The organism is Cohnella fermenti (assembly GCF_004801405.1).
Lineage (GTDB): Bacteria > Bacillota > Bacilli > Paenibacillales > Paenibacillaceae > Cohnella > Cohnella fermenti.
On sequence record NZ_SSOB01000002.1, the window covers coordinates 1 to 19268 of the forward strand.

General features: G+C 59.3%; 17 protein-coding genes. 1 reads left to right on the forward strand and 16 read right to left on the reverse strand.

Translation table 11 applies throughout. From position 1 onward, the window contains the following. The 16 genes from E6C55_RS01665 to upp all read right to left on the reverse strand — a co-directional run. Positions 1-2699, reverse strand: a 2699-nt coding sequence (locus E6C55_RS01665; protein WP_136368046.1) for an Ig-like domain-containing protein, incomplete at its 3' end; no start/stop codon positions are given. A gap of 18 nt (positions 2700-2717) precedes the next feature. Further along, complete coding sequence (locus E6C55_RS01670) at positions 2718-4295, reverse strand: stalk domain-containing protein (RefSeq protein ID WP_136368047.1); 1578 nt, start codon at positions 4293-4295, stop codon at positions 2718-2720. A 755-nt stretch (positions 4296-5050) separates the two neighbouring features. Next, a complete protein-coding gene (locus tag E6C55_RS01675) occupies positions 5051-5503 on the reverse strand; it encodes a Dps family protein (RefSeq protein WP_136368048.1) in 453 nt (150 codons plus the stop codon). A gap of 194 nt (positions 5504-5697) precedes the next feature. Further along, positions 5698-6864: an NAD(P)-binding domain-containing protein gene (locus tag E6C55_RS34460; RefSeq protein ID WP_230986472.1), complete on the reverse strand. Its 1167-nt coding sequence runs from the start codon at positions 6862-6864 to the stop codon at positions 5698-5700. A gap of 104 nt (positions 6865-6968) precedes the next feature. Further along, entirely contained in the window at positions 6969-7367 is a 399-nt protein-coding gene (locus E6C55_RS01690) for a F0F1 ATP synthase subunit epsilon (RefSeq protein ID WP_136368049.1), read from the reverse strand. A 23-nt stretch (positions 7368-7390) separates the two neighbouring features. Next, a complete protein-coding gene (gene atpD, locus E6C55_RS01695) occupies positions 7391-8800 on the reverse strand; it encodes a F0F1 ATP synthase subunit beta (RefSeq protein WP_136368050.1) in 1410 nt (469 codons plus the stop codon). Between the two features lie 82 nt (positions 8801-8882). Further along, on the reverse strand, positions 8883-9755 hold the full coding sequence (gene atpG, locus E6C55_RS01700) for an ATP synthase F1 subunit gamma (protein WP_136368051.1): 873 nt from the start codon (positions 9753-9755) through the stop codon (positions 8883-8885). Positions 9756-9838: 83 nt separating this feature from the next. Next, positions 9839-11353, reverse strand: coding sequence for a F0F1 ATP synthase subunit alpha (gene atpA / locus E6C55_RS01705; RefSeq protein ID WP_136368052.1), 1515 nt, complete (start codon positions 11351-11353; stop codon positions 9839-9841). 15 nt (positions 11354-11368) lie between these two features. Next, a complete protein-coding gene (locus E6C55_RS01710; protein ID WP_136368053.1) occupies positions 11369-11914 on the reverse strand; it encodes a F0F1 ATP synthase subunit delta in 546 nt (181 codons plus the stop codon). Beyond that, positions 11911-12396 carry a F0F1 ATP synthase subunit B gene (atpF, locus tag E6C55_RS01715; RefSeq protein ID WP_136368054.1) on the reverse strand — a complete coding sequence of 162 codons (486 nt, stop codon included), beginning with the start codon at positions 12394-12396 and terminating at the stop codon, positions 11911-11913. The genes E6C55_RS01710 and atpF overlap by 4 nt, the downstream gene beginning before the upstream one ends. A 119-nt stretch (positions 12397-12515) precedes the next feature. Then, positions 12516-12737, reverse strand: coding sequence for a F0F1 ATP synthase subunit C (gene atpE / locus E6C55_RS01720; RefSeq protein ID WP_136368055.1), 222 nt, complete (start codon positions 12735-12737; stop codon positions 12516-12518). Between the two features lie 44 nt (positions 12738-12781). Beyond that, a complete protein-coding gene (atpB, locus tag E6C55_RS01725) occupies positions 12782-13540 on the reverse strand; it encodes a F0F1 ATP synthase subunit A (RefSeq protein WP_136368056.1) in 759 nt (252 codons plus the stop codon). Between the two features lies 1 nt (position 13541). Then, the gene (locus E6C55_RS01730) at positions 13542-13955 is read right to left on the reverse strand and encodes an ATP synthase subunit I (RefSeq protein ID WP_136368057.1); all 414 of its coding nucleotides are present in this window, start codon (positions 13953-13955) and stop codon (positions 13542-13544) included. Further along, positions 13952-14200, reverse strand: a complete 249-nt coding sequence (locus E6C55_RS01735) for an AtpZ/AtpI family protein (protein ID WP_136368058.1) — start codon at positions 14198-14200, stop codon at positions 13952-13954. Before E6C55_RS01735 ends, E6C55_RS01730 begins: the two co-directional genes overlap by 4 nt. Before the next feature lie 420 nt (positions 14201-14620). Then, positions 14621-15763 (reverse strand): non-hydrolyzing UDP-N-acetylglucosamine 2-epimerase, encoded by a 1143-nt coding sequence (wecB, locus tag E6C55_RS01740; protein ID WP_136368265.1) that lies wholly within the window; start codon positions 15761-15763, stop codon positions 14621-14623. 34 nt (positions 15764-15797) lie between these two features. Then, complete coding sequence (upp, locus tag E6C55_RS01745; RefSeq protein WP_136368059.1) at positions 15798-16427, reverse strand: uracil phosphoribosyltransferase; 630 nt, start codon at positions 16425-16427, stop codon at positions 15798-15800. A gap of 262 nt (positions 16428-16689) precedes the next feature. Between upp and E6C55_RS01750 the strand changes: the two genes are divergently transcribed. After that, positions 16690-18915 (forward strand): helix-turn-helix domain-containing protein, encoded by a 2226-nt coding sequence (locus E6C55_RS01750; protein WP_168735400.1) that lies wholly within the window; start codon positions 16690-16692, stop codon positions 18913-18915. Positions 18916-19268 lie beyond the last annotated feature (353 nt).

A 19268-nucleotide genomic window follows, 5' to 3' on the forward strand; every position in this document is an offset into this window, starting at 1 on the left:
CCATCGAACGCCGTGAACGTGAAGCTATCCGTTCCCGTGTACCCTTGCGTCGGATAGTAATAGTAAGAGCCGCCTTCCACGTGCTCCAGCGTTCCGTGCGCCGGTCCCGTGACGATCTGGTACGTCAATTCGTCCTCGTCTTCGTCGGTCGCCGTCAGATTGATCGTTTGGCCCGTTCCGGCCATCACGTTCACTTCAGCCCCAACCGCTACCGGTGCGTTGTTGGCCGGCGGCGCAATCTGAATGCTCACCGTCGCCTCGTTCGAATAGTCCGTTCCATCGAACGCCGTGAACGTGAAGCTATCCGTTCCCGTGTACCCTTGCGTCGGATAGTAATAGTAAGAGCCGCCTTCCACGTGCTCCAGCGTTCCGTGCGCCGGTCCCGTGACGATCTGGTACGTCAGTTCGTCCTCGTCTTCGTCGGTCGCCGTCAGGTTGATCGTTTGGCCCGTTCCGGCCACCGCATTCACTTCAGCCCCAACCGCTACCGGTGCGTTGTTGGCCGGTGGCGCAATCTGAATGCTCACCGTCGCCTCGTTCGAATAGTCCGTTCCATCGAACGCCGTGAACGTGAAGCTATCCGTTCCCGTGTACCCTTGCGTCGGATAGTAATAGTAAGAGCCGCCTTCCACGTGCTCCAGCGTTCCGTGCGCCGGTCCCGTGACGATCTGGTACGTCAATTCGTCCTCGTCCTCATCGGTCGCCGTCAGATTGATCGTTTGGCCTTGTCCGGCCACCACGTTCACTTCAGCCCCAATCGCTACCGGTGCGTTGTTGGCTGGCCCCTCTCCTCCCCCAACATAAGCCGTAAACGTATAAGTTGTGGAGAAGTCGCCCTGTGTAGTGGTCAGTTGCAGCTCATTATTTCCAGGAGCCAATTCGATGAAGTACATCAGCCCCGTCGTGCCTGCCGGAATGTCCAACGACACTAGCTGCATAGGAATCCACGGCACTGTTTCGCCGTTTAAAGTTACATCATACGTTGTCGTTCCATCATAAGGCAGCGTCAGATAGAAGCTGCTGTCTTCCGGCTCGAAGTTCCCCAGATTGTACTCGGTAACATCGGGATCGATCGTCAAGCCCCCGTCTCCGAAGCTGAAGCCGATCTCCGAGAGAAGTGCGCGATTGATCGTCAACGTGTACGTTTGCTTCGTCACTCCGTCTTCGGCCGTTACTTCGATTGCGACCGAATTGCTGCCCGGGCTAAGCTGTACCGACGCGTTCGTTCCGCTGGACACGGCCGTGCCGTTCACCTTGATCGAAGAAGCGGTGGAAGCGGTCGGTTGGATGCCGGTCTCGCTCGTATCGCTGCTCACATTAGCCGTATACGAGTATGTCGTACTGCTGAACGCCGGGCTCAGCGTACCGGACGACAGGGCGAGCGCACTCAGCTTCGCATCGCTCGACTTCGGCGTCGAGGTGGACGGAGTCGTCGAAGTTGTCGGGGTCGTCGAAGTCGTCCCCTCCAACTGCTTCTTGTTCTCCTGATATTGCTGCTGTTGCTGCTGTGTAAGCGACTCAAGAAGCTTTTTCTCCGCGGCTTCCTTCGCCTGCTTCGCCTTCTCCGCATTGTCCGCAGCCTTCTTGGCCGCTTCCTCCTGCAGCTTCTTCAGCTTCTCCGCTGCTTCCTTCTGCTTGTCCTTCTGCTTCTGAGTTGCCGCTTCCTCTGCCTTCTTCTGCTGCTCTTCCAGCTTCTTCTGCTTCTCCTTCTCCGCATCGGAGAGAATCAGCTTCGCGTTATCGTCCAGAGACGGCACCTGCTTGCCTTCTTGCTTGACCTGCTGCAGCAGGGCTTCCATTGTCGCCGTGGCAATCTGTGACGAATCGAGCGCTTGCTGGATAAGCGCCCCGATTAAATTCTGGACATTGGACATATAAGCGTCGAGATCCGAATCGACAGTAGCGGGAAGCTCCCTCTCCCCGTCCTGCAATTCGTCAATCAAACTCTGATTCTCTTCCTGGATCTTCTCGTAGCTTCGCAGAATCGCAAGGTATATCTCCTGCGACATCTTCTCGACAAGCTGCTGGATGTCCACAATCGAGAGCTGATCTTCCAGGGAAGACGGATCGATCCCGACAGAGAGTGTCAATTGCTGCGTCGGGTAGATCAGCACGCTGTCGTTGTCCGAACCGCCCTCCGTTCCGTTCGCACTTCCGCCATTGGGGACCGTCGGAGTGCCCTGAACGACCCCAGCGAATACCGTTACATTCGTCGATCCCGTTATCGGATTGACTATCGCGAAGAAGTTCGTGCCGCGCACGCCCATGATCGCCGTCGGCGTCTCGACCTGGAACTCGTCGTCCTTGTTCTTGATCGACTTGACGTCCGACCACGCCGAGCCCTTCAGCATGCTCACCTTGGTGACCGTGCTGCTCCCGCTCTTCAGCTTCGAGAACTTGAGCGTCGTGTTCTTCGACACCGTCATCGTATCGTCCTCGGACGTTCCGTTCGAGAATTGGAGCGTGGCGGAACCGTTATCTCCCGTAATCAACTGGTCCCCTTGGTTCAGGTTCAGCTTCTTGAAGGCTTTGATCTTCTTGCTGCCGCCCGACTTCTGAACCTGAACATCGCCGGACAACTCGCTGATGATCGCGATCCGCGACGACGAAGCCGCCTGCGATTCCTTCCCGAACACGCCAAGCAGCGGCAGCGCGATCAACAGGAAGGCGAGCGCCTGGATGGATAACTTCCTTAGCATCTTAGTGCAACCCCCCTCTTATTGGAAAACAACGCTGCGAAGAACGACGGTGTATACAGACGAGTCCCATTGGGTGTCCAGTTCCGCCTGCTCGGCGAAGAACCTCACCGGCACGAACAATCGGCCTTGCTTAATCGCGGCAGGGCTTGCCAGCGCAAGCTCCGTCTTCGTTCCGTTCACCGTACGCGTCACGCTCTTCTCGCCGCTCTTGAGCTCGTAGACGCTGCCGTCCTTGACCAGCTTGGCCGTCTGCGTCTTCGTGTCGTAGCTGACATCATAGCCCAGCGCCTCGCCGACGCTCCGCAGCGGAAGCAGCGTCGATCCGTTCGCCGCGTACGCCGGCACATCGGAGATCACGAGCTCGCCGTTCAACAGAATCTGAATCGTATCCTTCTTGGCGAAGCCGGCCGGCGTGCGATACCTCTCGAGCACCCGAATCTTGTTGCCGCCCTCGTCCGCTATGGCCAGTCTTCCATCGGAGAGCACCGCCACGTCCGTCGGATGGTCGAAGCGGGCGGCATACGTTACGCCGTCGTTCGAGCCGAACTCCGTCGCTTCTCCCGCCAGCGTCGTCACCTTGCCGTCCTTCAGCAGCCGGATCGCGTGGTTAAGGCTGTCCGCGATGACGAGGACCCCGTCGTCGGTCAGAGCCAGCCCCTCCGGCGCGTCGAACCGTGCCGTGCGCGCCGTCCCGTCGGCATAACCTCCGTCCGCGTACAAGCTGTCGCTGGCATACGCAGGCGTCGCTCCGGCGACCGTCGTGACGGTTCCCGCTTTGAAGTCGATGTAGCGGATCACGTTGTTGCCTCGGTCGCTGACGTACAGATTGCCTTGCTTATCCAGCACGAGTCCGCTCGGCTCGTTGAACTTCGCCTCGGCGATCGGGCCGTCCGCGTAATCGCCGGAGTCCTCCGCCGCGCCGGGCAAGTACTCGAGAACCCGCTCGGACGGCGCCGTCAGCGTCGTCACCGTTCCGTCAACAGCGATTTTGCGAATGACGTGATTTAACGTATCCGCGACATAGACGACACCCGAAGCGTCGACCGCCACGTCGGAGGGAGAATAGAAGCGGGCGGATGTTCCCTGTCCGTCCTCGTTCCCGATCAGTCCGTCCCCGGCCAGCGTTGTCACTTGACCGCTCTTCGACAGCTTGCGGATCGCATGGTTGACCGCATCGGCGATGTAGACATTGCCGGAAGCGTCGACGGCGAGTCCGGACGGCTCGTTGAAGGCCGCTTCATCCTTGGACCCGTCGGCATATGCGCCGATCGGCAGCCCGGCCTCGTCGTAGCCGACCGTAATGCCCGCGAAGGTCGAGACGGAACCGGCACTCAGCGTCCGCAGCAGATGATTGAGAGTATCTGCGACAAGCAGCTTCCCGTCTGCGAGAGCGACGATCGACCTCGGTCCGAACAGCGTGGCTTCGCTAACCGATCCATCGTCGCTCCCCCAACTCGCTTGCCCGGTCCATGTGTTCACTTCATACAAACTTGTCGATGCAAGCCAGCCCTCATCGGCTGCCGCAGCCGTCTCGGCCGCCGAAGCGAACAACAGCGTCGCTCCCAGGAAGACCGCCAATCCTCTTCTTGCCTTCATCCATGCCACCCTCTCGCCTTTGCTTTATCTTAAACTTGAAGTCTCGCAACGATTAGTACTTCAGCCTCTGCCACATTGGATCATACCAACCTTTAGTATACCTAATTTTGGATTGTTTTTGGTGATTTTGTCTATTAACTATCGTTAAAAAGCAAAAAATATGTCTGAAGTAGTAGAACAAACGGAGAGCTCCGGCTTGGCGGCCGTCATTCGCTCCAAGATTGAATGCAAAAACCGCCAAAGCAGCTTCGCTCTGGCGGTTTAAATGAAAACTATTCGTACCTCCGGTCAGGTGCCGCTTGCGATTTATTACTTAATTCGTAGGCTGTGAATGCTGGTTTTTTCAGCATTCAGCTCGCGGATGGCGGCGCTTCAGCTCTGAATGCTGGTTTTTTCGGCATTCAAGCTAGCGGACGACGGCGCTTCAGCTCTGAATGCTGGTTTTTTCGGCATTCAAGCTAGCCGACGACGGCGCTTCAGCTCTGAATGCTGGTTTTTTCAGCATTCAGGCGAGCGGGGGACGCTGCTTCAGCTCTGAATGCTGGTTTTTTCAGCATTCAGCTCGCGGATGGCGGCGCTTCAGCTCTGAATGCTGGTTTTTTCGGCATTCAAGCTAACGGGGGCCTCGGCGCTTCGGCTCAGAATGGGCGGCTTCATCGGATTCGCCTGCTTCATCTTCGCGTAGCAACACTCCATGCACAGCGGCGCCGGGGAATCGTCTCCCCGGCGCCGCCGTATCGCTCGCTTCTATTCGGTTATGCCTTGACCGGAAGCCCCTTGGCGATCGCGGTCAGCATCCAGACCTGCTTCTGCAGCTCGGCCATATGCCCGTTAAGCATATCGGTCGTGACGCCGTCGCCGGCTTCGTCGGCCAGCTTCGCCGTCTCCCTCATGCTGCCGACGACCGTCTGGAAGTCCTTGATCGTCTGCTCCAGCATCTCCTCGGGCGACTTCTCCTTGCCGCCCTCGGTCAGCATCGTCTGGTCGAGGTATTGCTTCATCGTCGAGATCGGCTTGCCCCCGATCGCGAGAATCCGCTCCGCCACCTCGTCGAGCGACGTTCCCGCGTAGTCGTACAGCTCCTCGAACTTCGCATGAAGCGCGAGGAAGTTCGGTCCGGTCACGTACCAATGATAATGATGCAGCTTCGTGTACAGAAGATTCCAGTCCGCCAGATGAATGTTCAGTCGATCGGTCACTTTGGCCATGATGGAGTCCCTCCTTATTGCTTCGTTCCCGATTAACTTACCCCATCCGGGCCCGAATCAAACAAGCTCCTCCGACCCTCAGCCGCGTCGAGCCGTTCTGCCGGCTTCGGCAAGCCTTCCTCCCCATCTCGGACAAGCCGTGCCTGCCGATCGCACCTGTCCTTCCCCTTGCAGCAACTGCCCTCCGCGCCGTATCACCCAAGCCGACCGCTCGCCGCCAGATGAGCCGCGATCTTCCGACCGTGGAACCGCCCGCTCTCGATAAAGATCTCGTTGGCGTCCCGGCCCGTCGAGACGACGCCGGCCAAGTACAGCCCCGGCACATTCGTCTCCATCGTGTCCGGATCGTGCGTCGGCGGGATGATGCCGTCCGGCGCTTCAATGCCCATCTTCCGCAGGAAGCCGCGGTCGGGTCGGAAGCCGGTCATCGCCAAGACGAAGTCCGCCGCAACGACCTCGACCTCCACTCCGGCTTCTTCCTCTGCTCCCACAGTGCTCTCCACTCTCGCCGCTCCCGCATCATCCGCAACGCTCGTCACTTCCGGTTCTCCCACGCGTCTCGCCACTTCCGGTTCGCCCGCAAGTCTCTCCACTCCGGCGGCTCCATCCCCCGCAACTCTCGCCGCTGCCGTTCCTCCCTTTGCCGCCCGTTCTATTTTCGCCCAATCGCTTCCGATCTCGACGACCCGGCTCGCCAGCTTCAGCTCGATCTGCCCCTTGGCGACCTTGCCCTCGAACACCGGCCTCACCCACGGCTTGATGTTCGCCGATACCGACTCGCCCCGGTAGACAACCGTAACCTTCGCGCCCACTCTCTCCAGCTCAAGCGCGGCGTCGACCGCCGAATTGCTGCCTCCGATGACGATGACCCGGGTCCCGGCGTACGGGTGGGCTTCGCGGAAGAAGTGGGTCACATGCGGCAGCTCCTCGCCCGGAATGCCGATCCGGTTCGGATGATCGAAGTATCCCGTCGCGATAACGACCGCCTTCGCCTCCGTCCGAAGCGTCTCTCCCGAACGTCCGACCGAGGTGACAACGAAGCCGTCCCCCGACCGCTCCACTCCCGTTACCTTCTCGTATCTTCGGATTCTCATCGCCCGCCGCTCCGACACCATTCGGTAATAATGCAGCGCCTCAAGCCTCGATGGCTTCTCCGCAACCGTCGTGAAGGGGAGCCCCGCGATCTCGAGCAATACCGATGTGCTGAAAAACTGCATGTTCGTCGGGTAACAGGTAATGGAGTGGACGATGTTCTCTTTCTCGATGATGAGCGGATCGAAGCCCCGATCCTGCAGCTCCGCCGCCGCCGACAAGCCGCATGGCCCCCCTCCGACGACGATGACTTGTTCCTTGAGTTCCATGGGACCGCCTCCTGCACATAATGATGGCAAAATCGCCGGAAAAAGCGATCCGCGAAGATTTCTCCTCGTTGGATAACTTTTCCCGGCGATTCGGATGAAGCCGATTATTTGCCGTGGGTCTGAATGCGCGTAACCGCGCGTTGCAGAGCCATCTCGGCACGCTTGTGATCGTAATGATCGTCTTTGCCGGCGAGACGCTGCTCGGCGCGTTCCTTCGCCAGGTTGGCGCGGGAGACGTCGATGTCGGACACTTGCTCCGCCGCTTCCGCCAGAACGACCACCTTGTCCTTGCGCACTTCCATGAAGCCGCCGTGAACGGCAATCAACTCTTCCGAGTTGCCCTTCTTCACTTTAAGAGCCGCAATCTTCAAGGGGGTGATGAGCGGAACGTGATGCGGCAGAATACCCAACTGGCCGGCCACGCCGTGCGCAACGACCATGTTGACGTCTTCTTCGTATACAATACGCTCCGGCGTCACAATCTCGAGCCGTAAGGTGCTCATTGGTATTCCTCCTTAGCGGCGGATTAGAGCCCTGCTGCGAGCTTTTTCGCCTTCTCGACGGCATCTTCGATCGTACCGACATTGTGGAATGCCGGTTCCGGAAGATCGTCGTGCTTGCCTTCAAGAATTTCTTTGAAGCTGCGTACGGTGTCCTTAACCGGCACGGCCAGTCCCGGGATGCCGTTGAACGGAGCGGCGACGTGCAGCGGTTGGGACAGGAACAATTGAACGCGGCGAGCGCGCAGAACGACAAGCTTGTCGTCCTCGGACAGTTCGTCCATACCGAGGATCGCGATGATATCTTGAAGTTCCTTGTAACGCTGCAGCAGTCTCTTGACCGCTTGAGCGACTTGGTAGTGCTCTTCGCCGACAACTTCCGGAGTCAGAATCCGGGAAGACGATGCGAGCGGGTCAACCGCTGGGAAAATCCCCATTGCCGCGATATTGCGCTCCAGGTTCGTCGTCGAGTCCAAGTGGGCGAATGCGGTAGCCGGAGCCGGGTCGGTGTAATCGTCGGCCGGTACGTAGATCGCCTGGATCGAGGTAACGGAACCCTTCTTCGTGGAAGTGATCCGTTCTTGCAATTGGCCCATCTCCGTCGCCAGCGTCGGCTGGTAACCAACCGCGGAAGGCATACGGCCCAGAAGGGCGGATACTTCGGAGCCCGCTTGGGTGAAGCGGAAGATGTTATCGATCAGCAGAAGCACGTCGCGGCCTTCTTGGTCGCGGAAGTACTCGGCCATCGTCAGACCGGACAGAGCAACGCGCAGACGAGCGCCCGGAGGCTCGTTCATCTGGCCGAACACCATCGCCGTCTTGTCGATAACGCCGGAATCCGACATCTCGTGATAGAGGTCATTACCTTCGCGGGTACGTTCCCCTACGCCGGCGAATACGGAGATACCGCCGTGCTCGGAAGCGATGTTGTGGATCAGCTCTTGCAGCGTTACCGTCTTGCCGACACCGGCGCCGCCGAACAGGCCGACCTTGCCGCCCTTGGCGTAAGGAGCGATCAAGTCGATGACCTTGATGCCGGTCTCCAGCATCTCTTGCTGCGTCGACAGCTCTTCGAACGTAGGCGCCTTGCGGTGGATCGGGCTCGTCAGAGCGCGGTCTACTTCGCCATTGTTGTCGATCGGGTCGCCGAGGACGTTGAAGACGCGTCCGAGCGTAGCCGGACCGACCGGTACGGAGATCGGCTTGCCCGTGTCGACCGCTTCCGTGCCTCTGACAAGGCCGTCCGTGGACGACATCGCGATGGCGCGGACAAGGTTGTCGCCCAGGTGCTGAGCGACTTCAACCGTCAGCTTGACCTCTTTGGCGCTGCCGGTTTGATGGATTTGGATTGCGTTCAGAATGTCGGGCAGGTGTCCGTGGTCGAACTCGATGTCGACGACAGGGCCCAAGACCTGAACGATACGTCCCTTGCTCATTCGTGTCCCTCCTGTAACTTCATTATGAACCTCTATCTGCGCTAGCCGATCGCAGTTACCTGTTCGCAGTAACGGATCGCCGTTAGCTGATCGCGTTAGCTCCGCCGACGATCTCCGTGATCTCCTGGGTGATCGCCGCTTGGCGAGCGCGGTTATAGTGCAGCGTAAGCTCGCCTATCATCTTCGTCGCGTTCTTCGTCGCGCTGCTCATCGCGGTCATACGCGCGCCGAATTCGCTCGCCTTGTTCTCCAGCAGCGAGCTGAACACAAGCGTCTCCGCGTACTTCGGCAGGAGCGTATCCAGAATCGCTTCCGGTTCCGGCTCATACTCGTACTGCGCGGTTGCGCCGGCTTCCTTCTTGCCGAACTGGGACGCGTCGAGCGGAAGCATCTGCTTCAGCGTCGGGATCTGCGTGACCGCATTGACGAAGCGGTTGTAGACGACGAAGAGCTCGTCGTACGAGCCGCTCTCGAAGCCGCCAACGGCCGCCGCAGCGATATTCTTGATATCGGCGAACGTCGGGGAATCCGGCAGGCCGATCGCCACTTCCTGAATCGCATACTTCCGGCGAACGAGGTAGTCGTTGCCCTTGCGTCCGATGACGAACAGGGTGTATTCGTCCGCGGACTTGTGCTTGGACTTCAGCGTCTCCACGAGCTTCTTCAGCAGGTTCGAGTTCAAACCGCCCGCTTGGCCGCGGTCGGAAGTGATGACCAGATAAGCGCTGCGCTTCACCGGACGGGTCTCGAGCATCGGATGACGAACGCTCGATCCGCTGGTTGCGATGCTGGAGACGACTTCCTTCAGCTTGTCGGAATAGGGACGGCTGGCGAGCGCGGCGTTCTGCGCGCGTCTCAGCTTGGATGCCGCGACCATCTCCATCGCCTTGGTGATCTGCTTCGTATTCTGCGTGCTCTTGATCTTGCGCTTGATCTCGCGCATTCCTTTAGCCATTCATGTCACCACCTTATTGCCAGGCTCCCTTCGACGGGAAGGAAGCCTGCGCAAGCTTATTCGGTCGTTCGGTATATGGAGGCTTAAGCCGTCGTGGCGAAGCTGTTCTTGAAGGTGCCGATCGCTTCGACGAGAGCCTTCTCGTTGTCGGCGTTCAGGTCCTTCGTGTCGCGGATGGAAGCCAGGATTGCAGCCTTGTTCGCATCCAGGTAGGCGAGGAATTCCTTCTCGAAGCGAAGAACGTCCTGAACCGGAATGCTGTCGAGATGGCCTCTCGTAACCACGTACAGAGAGACGACTTGCCGCTCGAGCGGCAACGGTTGGTTGACGCCTTGCTTCAGGATCTCGAGCGTGCGCACGCCGCGGTCGAGACGGGATTGCGTCACCTTGTCGAGGTCGGAGCCGAACGCGGCGAACGCAGCCAGCTCGCGGTATTGGGCAAGGTCGGTCTTCAGCGTGCCGGCAACCTTCTTCATCGCCTTCGTCTGAGCCGATCCGCCTACACGGGATACGGAGATACCGACGTTAACGGCCGGACGTTGGCCGGAGTAGAACAGGTCGGCTTCGAGGAAGATCTGACCGTCAGTGATGGAGATAACGTTCGTCGGGATGTAAGCCGATACGTCGCCGGCTTGCGTCTCGATGAACGGCAGAGCGGTCATCGAACCGCCGCCGAGCTCGTCGTTCAGCTTGGCCGCGCGCTCGAGCAGACGGGAGTGCAGATAGAAGACATCGCCCGGGAACGCTTCGCGGCCCGGAGGACGGCGGAGCAAGAGGGACATCTCGCGGTATGCGGCGGCTTGCTTGGACAGGTCGTCATAGACGATCAGAACGTGCTTGCCGTTGTACATGAATTCTTCGCCCATCGCGCAGCCGGTGTACGGAGCGACGTAGAGCAGCGGGGACGGCTCGGATGCGCTCGCCGTTACGACGATCGTGTAATCCAGAGCGCCGGAGCGGCGCAGCGATTCGACGACGTTACGAACGGTCGATTGCTTCTGGCCGATCGCGACGTAGATACAGATAACGCCGTTGCCCTTCTGGTTGACGATCGTGTCGATCGCGATTGCCGTCTTGCCCGTTTGGCGGTCGCCGATGATAAGCTCCCGTTGGCCGCGGCCGATCGGGATCATCGCGTCGATCGCCTTGATGCCGGTCTGCATCGGCTCGTGAACGGACTTACGGGCCATAACGCCCGGAGCTTGCGCTTCGACCGGACGGGTCTTCTTCGTGTTGATCGGGCCTTCGCCGTCAACCGGTTGTCCGAGCGCGTTCACGACGCGTCCGAGCAGCTCTTCGCCGACCGGAACTTCCATGACGCGGCCGGTGCGCTTCACTTGGTCGCCTTCGCGGATGCCCGTGAACGGACCCATGATAACGACACCGACGTTGCTCTCTTCCAGGTTGAGGGCCATGCCCACCGTGCCGTCGGCGAACTCGAGCAGTTCGCCCGCCATGGCGTTCTCCAGACCGTGTACGCGCGCAATACCGTCACTAACTTGGATGACCGTACCGACGTCCACGACTTGAATATCGGATTGATACTGTTCAATCTGTTGTTTGATCAGCGTGCTGATTTCCTCAGGACGGATACTCAATTCGTTCACCCCTGTCTATTTAGCCGACGATTGCAGCGCTTTGTCCAGACGATCGAGCTTGTTGCGAAGACTGCCGTCGTACAGCGTGTCCCCGATGCGCACCGTCAGACCGCCGAGCAAGGACGAGTCGACCGCATCGTGAACGCGGATCGTCTTGCCGAGCAGAGCGCCGAATTTCTTGGCCAATTGGTCTTTCTCATTAAGCGTAAGCGGCTGTGCGGACGTCACGTAAGCGTCGGCGCGTCCGATAGCGGCACCGGCCACTTCGAGATACGCCTCCACGACCGCGGGCAATTCGTTCTGGCGTCCCCGTTCGATCAGGACCCGCACCGAGTTCAGGACGAACGGGTACAGCGTGCCTCCGAACGAGTTCCCGAGAGCCTGAATCTTGTTCCCGGGCAGAATGCTGGGCGATGCGAGGAACGTCTTGAAGTCGGCGTTCTTCTCGATCGCATCGACGATCAGCTTCAGTTGCGTCTCCGCTTCGGAGACCAGGTTCTGGCTCCTGGCGATGTCGAAGATCGCCTTGGCGTAACGCTTGGCGATTACGCTGCTGCTCATGACTTCGTCCCTACTTCTTGCAGGTACTTGTCAACCAGCTCGCTCTGCGCCTTCTCGTCGACTTGCTTCTCGATAATCTTCGAAGCGATCAGGACGGACAGGCCGCTGACTTGAGCCTTGACGGAAGCGATCGCCTTGTTCTTCTCGCTCTCGATCTCGCGAACGGCTTCGTCCTTCAGGCGATTCGCCTCGGAACGGGCCGCTTCGACGATGTCGTCGGCTTGCTTGGAGCCGGTAGACTTCGCGAGCTCGATAATATCGTAAGCTTCCTTGCGCGCTTGCTGCAGTGCTTGCTTCTGTTCTTCCAGGTAACGTTCCGCATCCGTGCGACTCTTCTCGGCGCCGTCGATTTGATCCTTGACCAGTTGGCGGCGTTTCTCCATGATGCCGAACAACGGTCCGAAGGCAAACTTAGACAGCAGCAGATACAGTATGCCGAATGCCACGACCTGGATGACAAAACTGATCCAGTTAAAGCTCACCGATCGTCCACTCCTTTCAACGTGCTGCATTAATAGATCCGGATTCCCGAATTCTTGAATTCATAAGGAAGGCGTGGAGGCAGACCGCGCTCCGCGCCCGACGTGCGTAATGAAGTTGCTTAGCTGGCCATGAAGATGAAGGCAAGAACGAGGGAGATGATCGGCAGTGCTTCTACCAGACCGACGCCGATGAACGCCGTCGTTTGCAGAGCGCCGCGAAGTTCCGGTTGACGGGAGATGCCTTCGACCGTCTTGCTGAAGATCAAGCCGTTGCCAATACCTGCGCCGAGTGCGCCGAGACCGAATACGATTGCCGCTGCCAACAGTCCATAAATTTCCATGTGTGAAAATCCTCCTCAAAATTGGGTTGAGATAGTAGGTTGAATCAATGGTCTTCTTCGTGAATACTTGCTTGTCCGATGTACACCATCGTCAACATCGTGAAGACGAAGGCCTGGATGGCGCCGACGAAGATACTGAAGCCTTGCCAGATCAGGAGCGCCGGAATGCCGACGAACCCCATCCCCATGATGACCCCGATCATGACTTCGCCCGCATAGATGTTGCCGAAGAGCCGCAATCCCAGCGTCAGCGGCTTCGCAATCGTCTCGATCAGGTTGATCGGGAAGAAGAACGGCCACGGCTGGAAGTAGTGCTTCAGGTAGTGTTTGCGGTTATGACGGAAGCCTTGGATGTGGGAGATGACGATAACCGTTAATGCCAGAGCCATTGTTACGGCCGCGTCTGCGGTAGGCGACTTCCACCAAGCGAAGTGCGCTTCCTCTTCCCCGTCCATGAACAACTCCATGCCCAGGAAGGTCGCGTGACCATGATGGGCTTCGGTGATAATATTGAAGGGAAGGCCCAGCATGTTGCCGATAAAGATATACATAATCAGCGTCAGGCCCAGACTCAGATAGACTTTGCCTCTCTTGAAGTCCGTTGCCATGCCAATGATGTTGCTAACGAACTCGACGACCCACTCCATGAAATTCTGCAGCTTGCCCGGATTCTCAACCGAGAGATTGCGAATCGCGAGACGCGCCAGGACAAAAGCGACAATGCTGGTCAATACGATCATAAAGAGAGCTGCGAGATCGAGCTTCTCACCGCCGATAAGAACAATGGGCGCTAAGTGTTCCATGTTAGTGTTTCTCACCCCTTTCATCAGTGGGATGGTCGTCCGAACGACGACTTCTGGCGACTAAACCCAATAGGAGTGTTGCCATCGGAGACACAATTAATCCCGTCGCCGTCGCGGCAAGATTAAAGTCCAGCACCCGCACGGAGATCACCCCGGCCAAGAGACCGAGACAAGCCCGAGACAGGAATCCGAGGCCGGAACGGGGCTTGCGTCCCGAGATGGCCGCATTGCCGAGCTGCACCAGCTTCCAGGCAAGATGCCAGGAGATGGCGAGACCGCCAACAACGCCGATCATGAACCCTCCGAACACATTCCGGAGTTCAGGCCATACAGCCCAACCCAGGCAACCCATGGACAAAAAAAAGAACGCAATTCTGGAAACGCGCTTGAGCAGAGCGGGTAAATCGTCCATCACTTTCGCCTTTCTCCTGCGTACTTCCGAATCAAGGCGACCGCAGAGCCGATTCCGGCGACCAGCCCGACCCCAAGGCCGACCAGGTAAGCGTAATCCGTTCCGTTATCGCGATCGATCGCCGCGCCGATCCACCATCCCAGCCCCACGCATACGGCCAATTCCGCGCCGAGTGCGGTGACAAGTCCGGCAGCCCGCCAAGGATTCTCATCCGGTGGCACAGGCGGCTGACGTTGGGAATCCGACATCATAGACCGCTCCCTTCGACGTCATTCGGTATAGCGAGCAAGGGGATACGCATCTGATTGCATCATTAGAAAAAGAGCCAAAGTAAGCCCTTTCTCCCCGAACGTTCCCGTTATATTGTATCGTCGGGCGAGTACCTTGTCAATTCGCCTAAATATTAAGATTATGTGAACGAGCTCGGCAGAAACCGCATAACGGCGCGTTTTTCCCGGCTTCGCAAGCATACAGTTCAACTGTACACTGTATGTATATTTGTCCCCGATTCATTCTCGATTCCTTCCCGCTCCCCGATCCCGGCTGGCCAATCTCCATCGGAATCCTGGGAGAAGCGCCGAAGAGGAGGCCGGCATCCGCTCGATCGGGGCAGCTCCGTCCGCATTCCGCGCTCTCCCGCCGCGTCTGCGCAGCCTCCTCCTATGAAACTATCTTGCGCCGAAGCTGTCCGGCCGTTCGCCTCGGCCGAAGTGGTGCAGAATCGCCTGGGCGATGCGGCGCGACGCCCCGCCGTCCCCGTACGGATTGGCCGCCCGGCTCATCCGCGCGTACAGCTCCGAATCTGTCAGCAGCGCCTTCGTCCGGGCATATACGGCCTCTTCCTCCGTCCCGACCAGTTCGAGCGTGCCCGCCTTGACCCCTTCCGGCCGCTCCGTCGTCTCCCGGAGCACAAGCACCGGTACGCCGTAGGTCGGCGCTTCCTCCTGCAGGCCGCCCGAATCCGTCAGAATCAGGTGAGCGTGCGGATAGAAGTTGTGCAGCTCGACCACGTCGAGCGGGTCGATCAGCTTGATGCGCGGATGGTCGCCGAGAATTCGCTGCGCCGGCTCCTTCACCGCCGGATTCGGATGAACCGGGTAGACGATCGCGATGTCGTCGAACTCGTCGGCGATTCTCTTCACCGCCTGGAAGATGCGGCGATGAGGCTCGCCTTGCGATTCGCGGCGGTGCGCCGTCATCAGAATCAGCCGCTTGCCCTGCGCCCAGTCGAGCATCGGATGCGAGAAGTGTTCCGTCACCGTATATTGGAAGACATCCGTCACGGTGTTGCCCGTGATGTAGATGTTCTCCTCCGGCTTGTTCTCCTTCCGCAGATTGCCCGCCGACCAATCGGTCGGAGCGAAGTGCAGATCGGCCAGAACGCCGGTCAACTGCCGATTCATCTCCTCCGGATAAGGGTCCAGCTTATTCCACGTCCTCAGTCCCGCTTCCACGTGGCCGACCTTGATCTGCTGCAGGAACGAGGCATAGCTTGCCAGGAAGGTCGTCAGCGTATCGCCGTGCACGAGCACGAGATCGGGCTTCGCTTCCTTCAAGACGGGCTCAAGCCCCTGGAGGACCCGAACGGTGATCTCGTTCAAGGTCTGCTGGGCCTGCATGATATCCAGGTCGTAGTCCGGCTTGATCCGGAAGACGTCCAGCACCTGGTCCAGCATCTGGCGGTGCTGCGCCGTCACGCAGACGATCGGCTCGATCTGTCCCGGATACTTCTGCAGCTCCAGAATAAGCGGAGCCATCTTGATGGCTTCCGGCCTTACCCCGAATATGGTCATGACTTTAAGCGCGCTCACGTCGGCCGCCTCCCCAAGCTGTCCGGATTCCCGGTTATTTCGTTCCATACAAGCGGTCGCCCGCGTCGCCCAGCCCCGGAACGATATACCCGTGATCGTTCAGATACTGATCGAGAGCCGCCACGTAGATGTCGATGTCCGGATGCGCCTCCTGCACCGCCTTGACTCCTTCCGGAGCCGCGATCAGGCAGACGAGCTTCGTCGGCCGACAGCCTCTCTTCTTCAGCGCGGCGATGGCCGCATTCGCGGACCCGCCCGTCGCGAGCATCGGATCGAGAACGATCAGCTCCCGCTCCGTCACGTCCGACGGCACGCTGAAGTAGTATTCGACCGGCTTAAGCGTCTCCGGATCGCGGTAGAGGCCGATATGCCCCACCTTAGCGGAAGGAAGCAGCTTCAGCATTCCCTCCACCATGCCGAGCCCCGCGCGCAGAATCGGGATCAGCCCGAGCATCCTCCCGGCGACAACCTTCCCTTCCGCCTTGGCGACCGGAGTCTCGACCGTCACCGTCTCAAGCGGAATATCGCGGGTTACCTCGTAAGCCATTAATGTCGACAATTCGTCCACCAGTTCGCGGAATTGTTTGGTGTCCGTATGTTTGTCGCGCAGAAAAGTCACTTTATGCTGGATCAGCGGATGATCGCAGACGGTGAAACGACCCAAAAGATTCCTCCCCTTCCTCCGTTCGTCTTGCGTGTCCATTATATCATTGTCTCCCGTAGTGCGCACTCCATCCTGCGAAGTCGCGAATTCCCTCGAACGAAGGCGCTTAAGCGGTCGCTTCCCGTTCCATATCTGTGATACAATCGTGAAGTAAACCGCTTAATCTTCCGAATGACAACGCTTCCAGATAATGATTGTCCGGCATCGCCCGCCACCCGCCCTCGAAGGCGCAATCGGCAACGTCGAATCCAGGAGGAATGGTATGCTTCGCAGTTGGTACTTCCGATTAATGATCTCGTATTTCCCCATCGTCCTGCTCACCTTCTTCATCCTCGTCTCCTCCTCCTACCTCATCGTGAACGAGATCTCCCGGGAGGAGACGAAGAAGGCGGACGCCGCCACGACGGAGTATACGATCGACAACCTGGAGCGGGCCGCGCACGACATCGAGCTGGCGCTCTCGAACGAGGCGGTCAAGAATCCGGACTACTACGCCTACCTGAACCAGTCGGACAACCGCGAAGTCAAGTACAGCATCGTTCGCAGCATCGCCGCGTTCGTCAAGAACAACGAGCTGGTCGAGTCGGCGTATCTCTACCGCGCTTCGGACGGCGCCGTTCTGACCGAGAACGGCCAGATCGACCTCGAGCTGTTCGCCGACCGCGCCTTCCTCGAGCAGGCATGGGACAACCGGACGTACCGGGGCTGGTCCCCGCTTCGCACCTACCAGGAATCCGCTACCGACCAAGCGGCCCGGGTCATCACCTTGTACAAGAGCGCCCCGCTTCCCTTCGGCAGCGAAGGGCTGCTCGTCGTCAACGTCAGCATGTACGGGCTGGAGACGATGATCGGCAGCATGACGAATCACAGCCTGTCGTTCCTGCACATTGCCGATTCCGCCGGCCAGGTCGTCTACCCGCGCGACAACGGCGTGGACGCGGTCGACACGGGCAAGGTGCTCACGACGGCCCGCTCGGAATTGCTCGACTGGACGTTCACGAGCGGCCTGCAGCATTCGCAACTGTTCGGCTGGGTATCGGTCGTCTCCTATGTCTGGGTAGGCGTCGCTCTGCTGACTCTTGTTGCCGCCCTGCTCTACGTCGTCTGGATCTCCAAGCGCAACTACAAGCCGATTCAATTGATGATGAACCGGATTCAGACGCTGCAGTTCCAGAGCGACCGCTCGCCCGTCAAGCTGGACGACCTCTCGCGCATCGACCGTGCCCTGGAGGACCTCATCCATCAATCGGTCGATTACGAGCAGCAGCAGCGGGAGAACCTCATCATCGAGCGCCGCCAATTGCTGTTCGACCTCGTGAACGGCGGCTTGTCCGCGCAGGAGAACGAGCGCATCCGGAAGCTGCGGCTTCTGCCCGAGGGAGGCGAATTCGCCGTCGTCGCCATGCGGCTGAACCGCTACGAGGAATTCTGCGCGGTCAACACGCCCGGCGAGCAGAACATGCTGAAGTTCGCGCTCGGCAACGTCATGCAGGAGGTGCTGCGCGGCAGGGAGCTGGACGGCTGGGGCGAATGGCTCGCTCCGGACCGGATGGTCTACATCCTGTCCTCGCCGCCGAGCCGTTCGGACTTGAAGCCGCGCATCAGAGAGAGCGCCGCCATGGCGGGCGACTGGATCGAGACCCATCTGCGGCTCTCCCTGTCCTTCGCCGTCGGCAGCGTCGCCGCACGCTGGGCCGAGCTGCCCGCCTCCTACCGGGACGCGCTTGCCGCGCTGAACCGGACCATCTCGATCGGACACGGCCCCGTCACGGACATCGACGACGTCCCGAGCGAGCAGAAGCCCGAGATGTTCCAGTACATGCAGCTATGCGCCGAATGCGTCCAAGAGTTCCGCTTGACGAACGAGCGCTGGCGCGAATGCCTCGACCAGATCTTCCGCCAGATGGAAGCTGACGCCCCGAAGGACGAGGACGTCCACTCGCTGATGCGGCTGCTGCTGCAGATGCTCGGCCGCGAGCTGAAGGACCTGTCCGGCAGCCTGCGCGACTGCTTCGAGGGAGCGCAGGCCTCCGACTGGGCGGACAAGCTCGCTTCGGGCACGTCGCTGGCACAGATGAGAACCCTGTCGCTTGAATATATGAACGAGATTTACAGAACCTATGTCAGCGTCAGCGAGACGAAGAGCTACCGCGCCATGATCGCGGAGATTCGCAGCTACATTCAAGAGAACTTCGCCGATCCCGATCTGTCCCTGAAGCACCTCAGCGATCGGTTCCAGATCACGGGCAAATACGCCAGCTACTTGTTCAAGCAGGAGTACGACATGAAGTTCGTCGACTTCCTCGTCAAGCTGCGCATGCAGCATGCCGAGCATCTGCTGGCGGAGACTGACGACACAATCCAATCGATTGCCATGCAGGTGGGCTACGCCAACTCCATCACGTTCGGACGGGTATTCAAGCGCACGGCCGGCGTCACCCCGGGCGACTACCGGAAGCTGAGGATGACCCCCTCCAGCTTCATCTGATTCAACCTTTAAGCCTCTGCGCGATCAGCGCGGGGCGATCGGAGCCGGGCGATTAGAGCAAGGCTGGCCAGCGCGGGGCGATCAAAGTTGGCCGATCCGATAGGCCAAGCCCAACTCGCCTCCGCCGACCACCATTTGCATGCTAAAGATATGCGGCAAATCCGCACAACGACAGCCAGTTCCGCGGCCGCTGCTTCCGCATTGTCGCTCTCGTCACCGCCGCCGTCGTCGCGTTCCCTAACGCGCCCTCTCTGCCTCGCGTCTCACCGACATGCCGACCGCACCGGACCCGATGCTGGATTGTATGCTAGAAACCTACCGCCAGGGGCCCTAAACAGCCAATTTTATGTTAA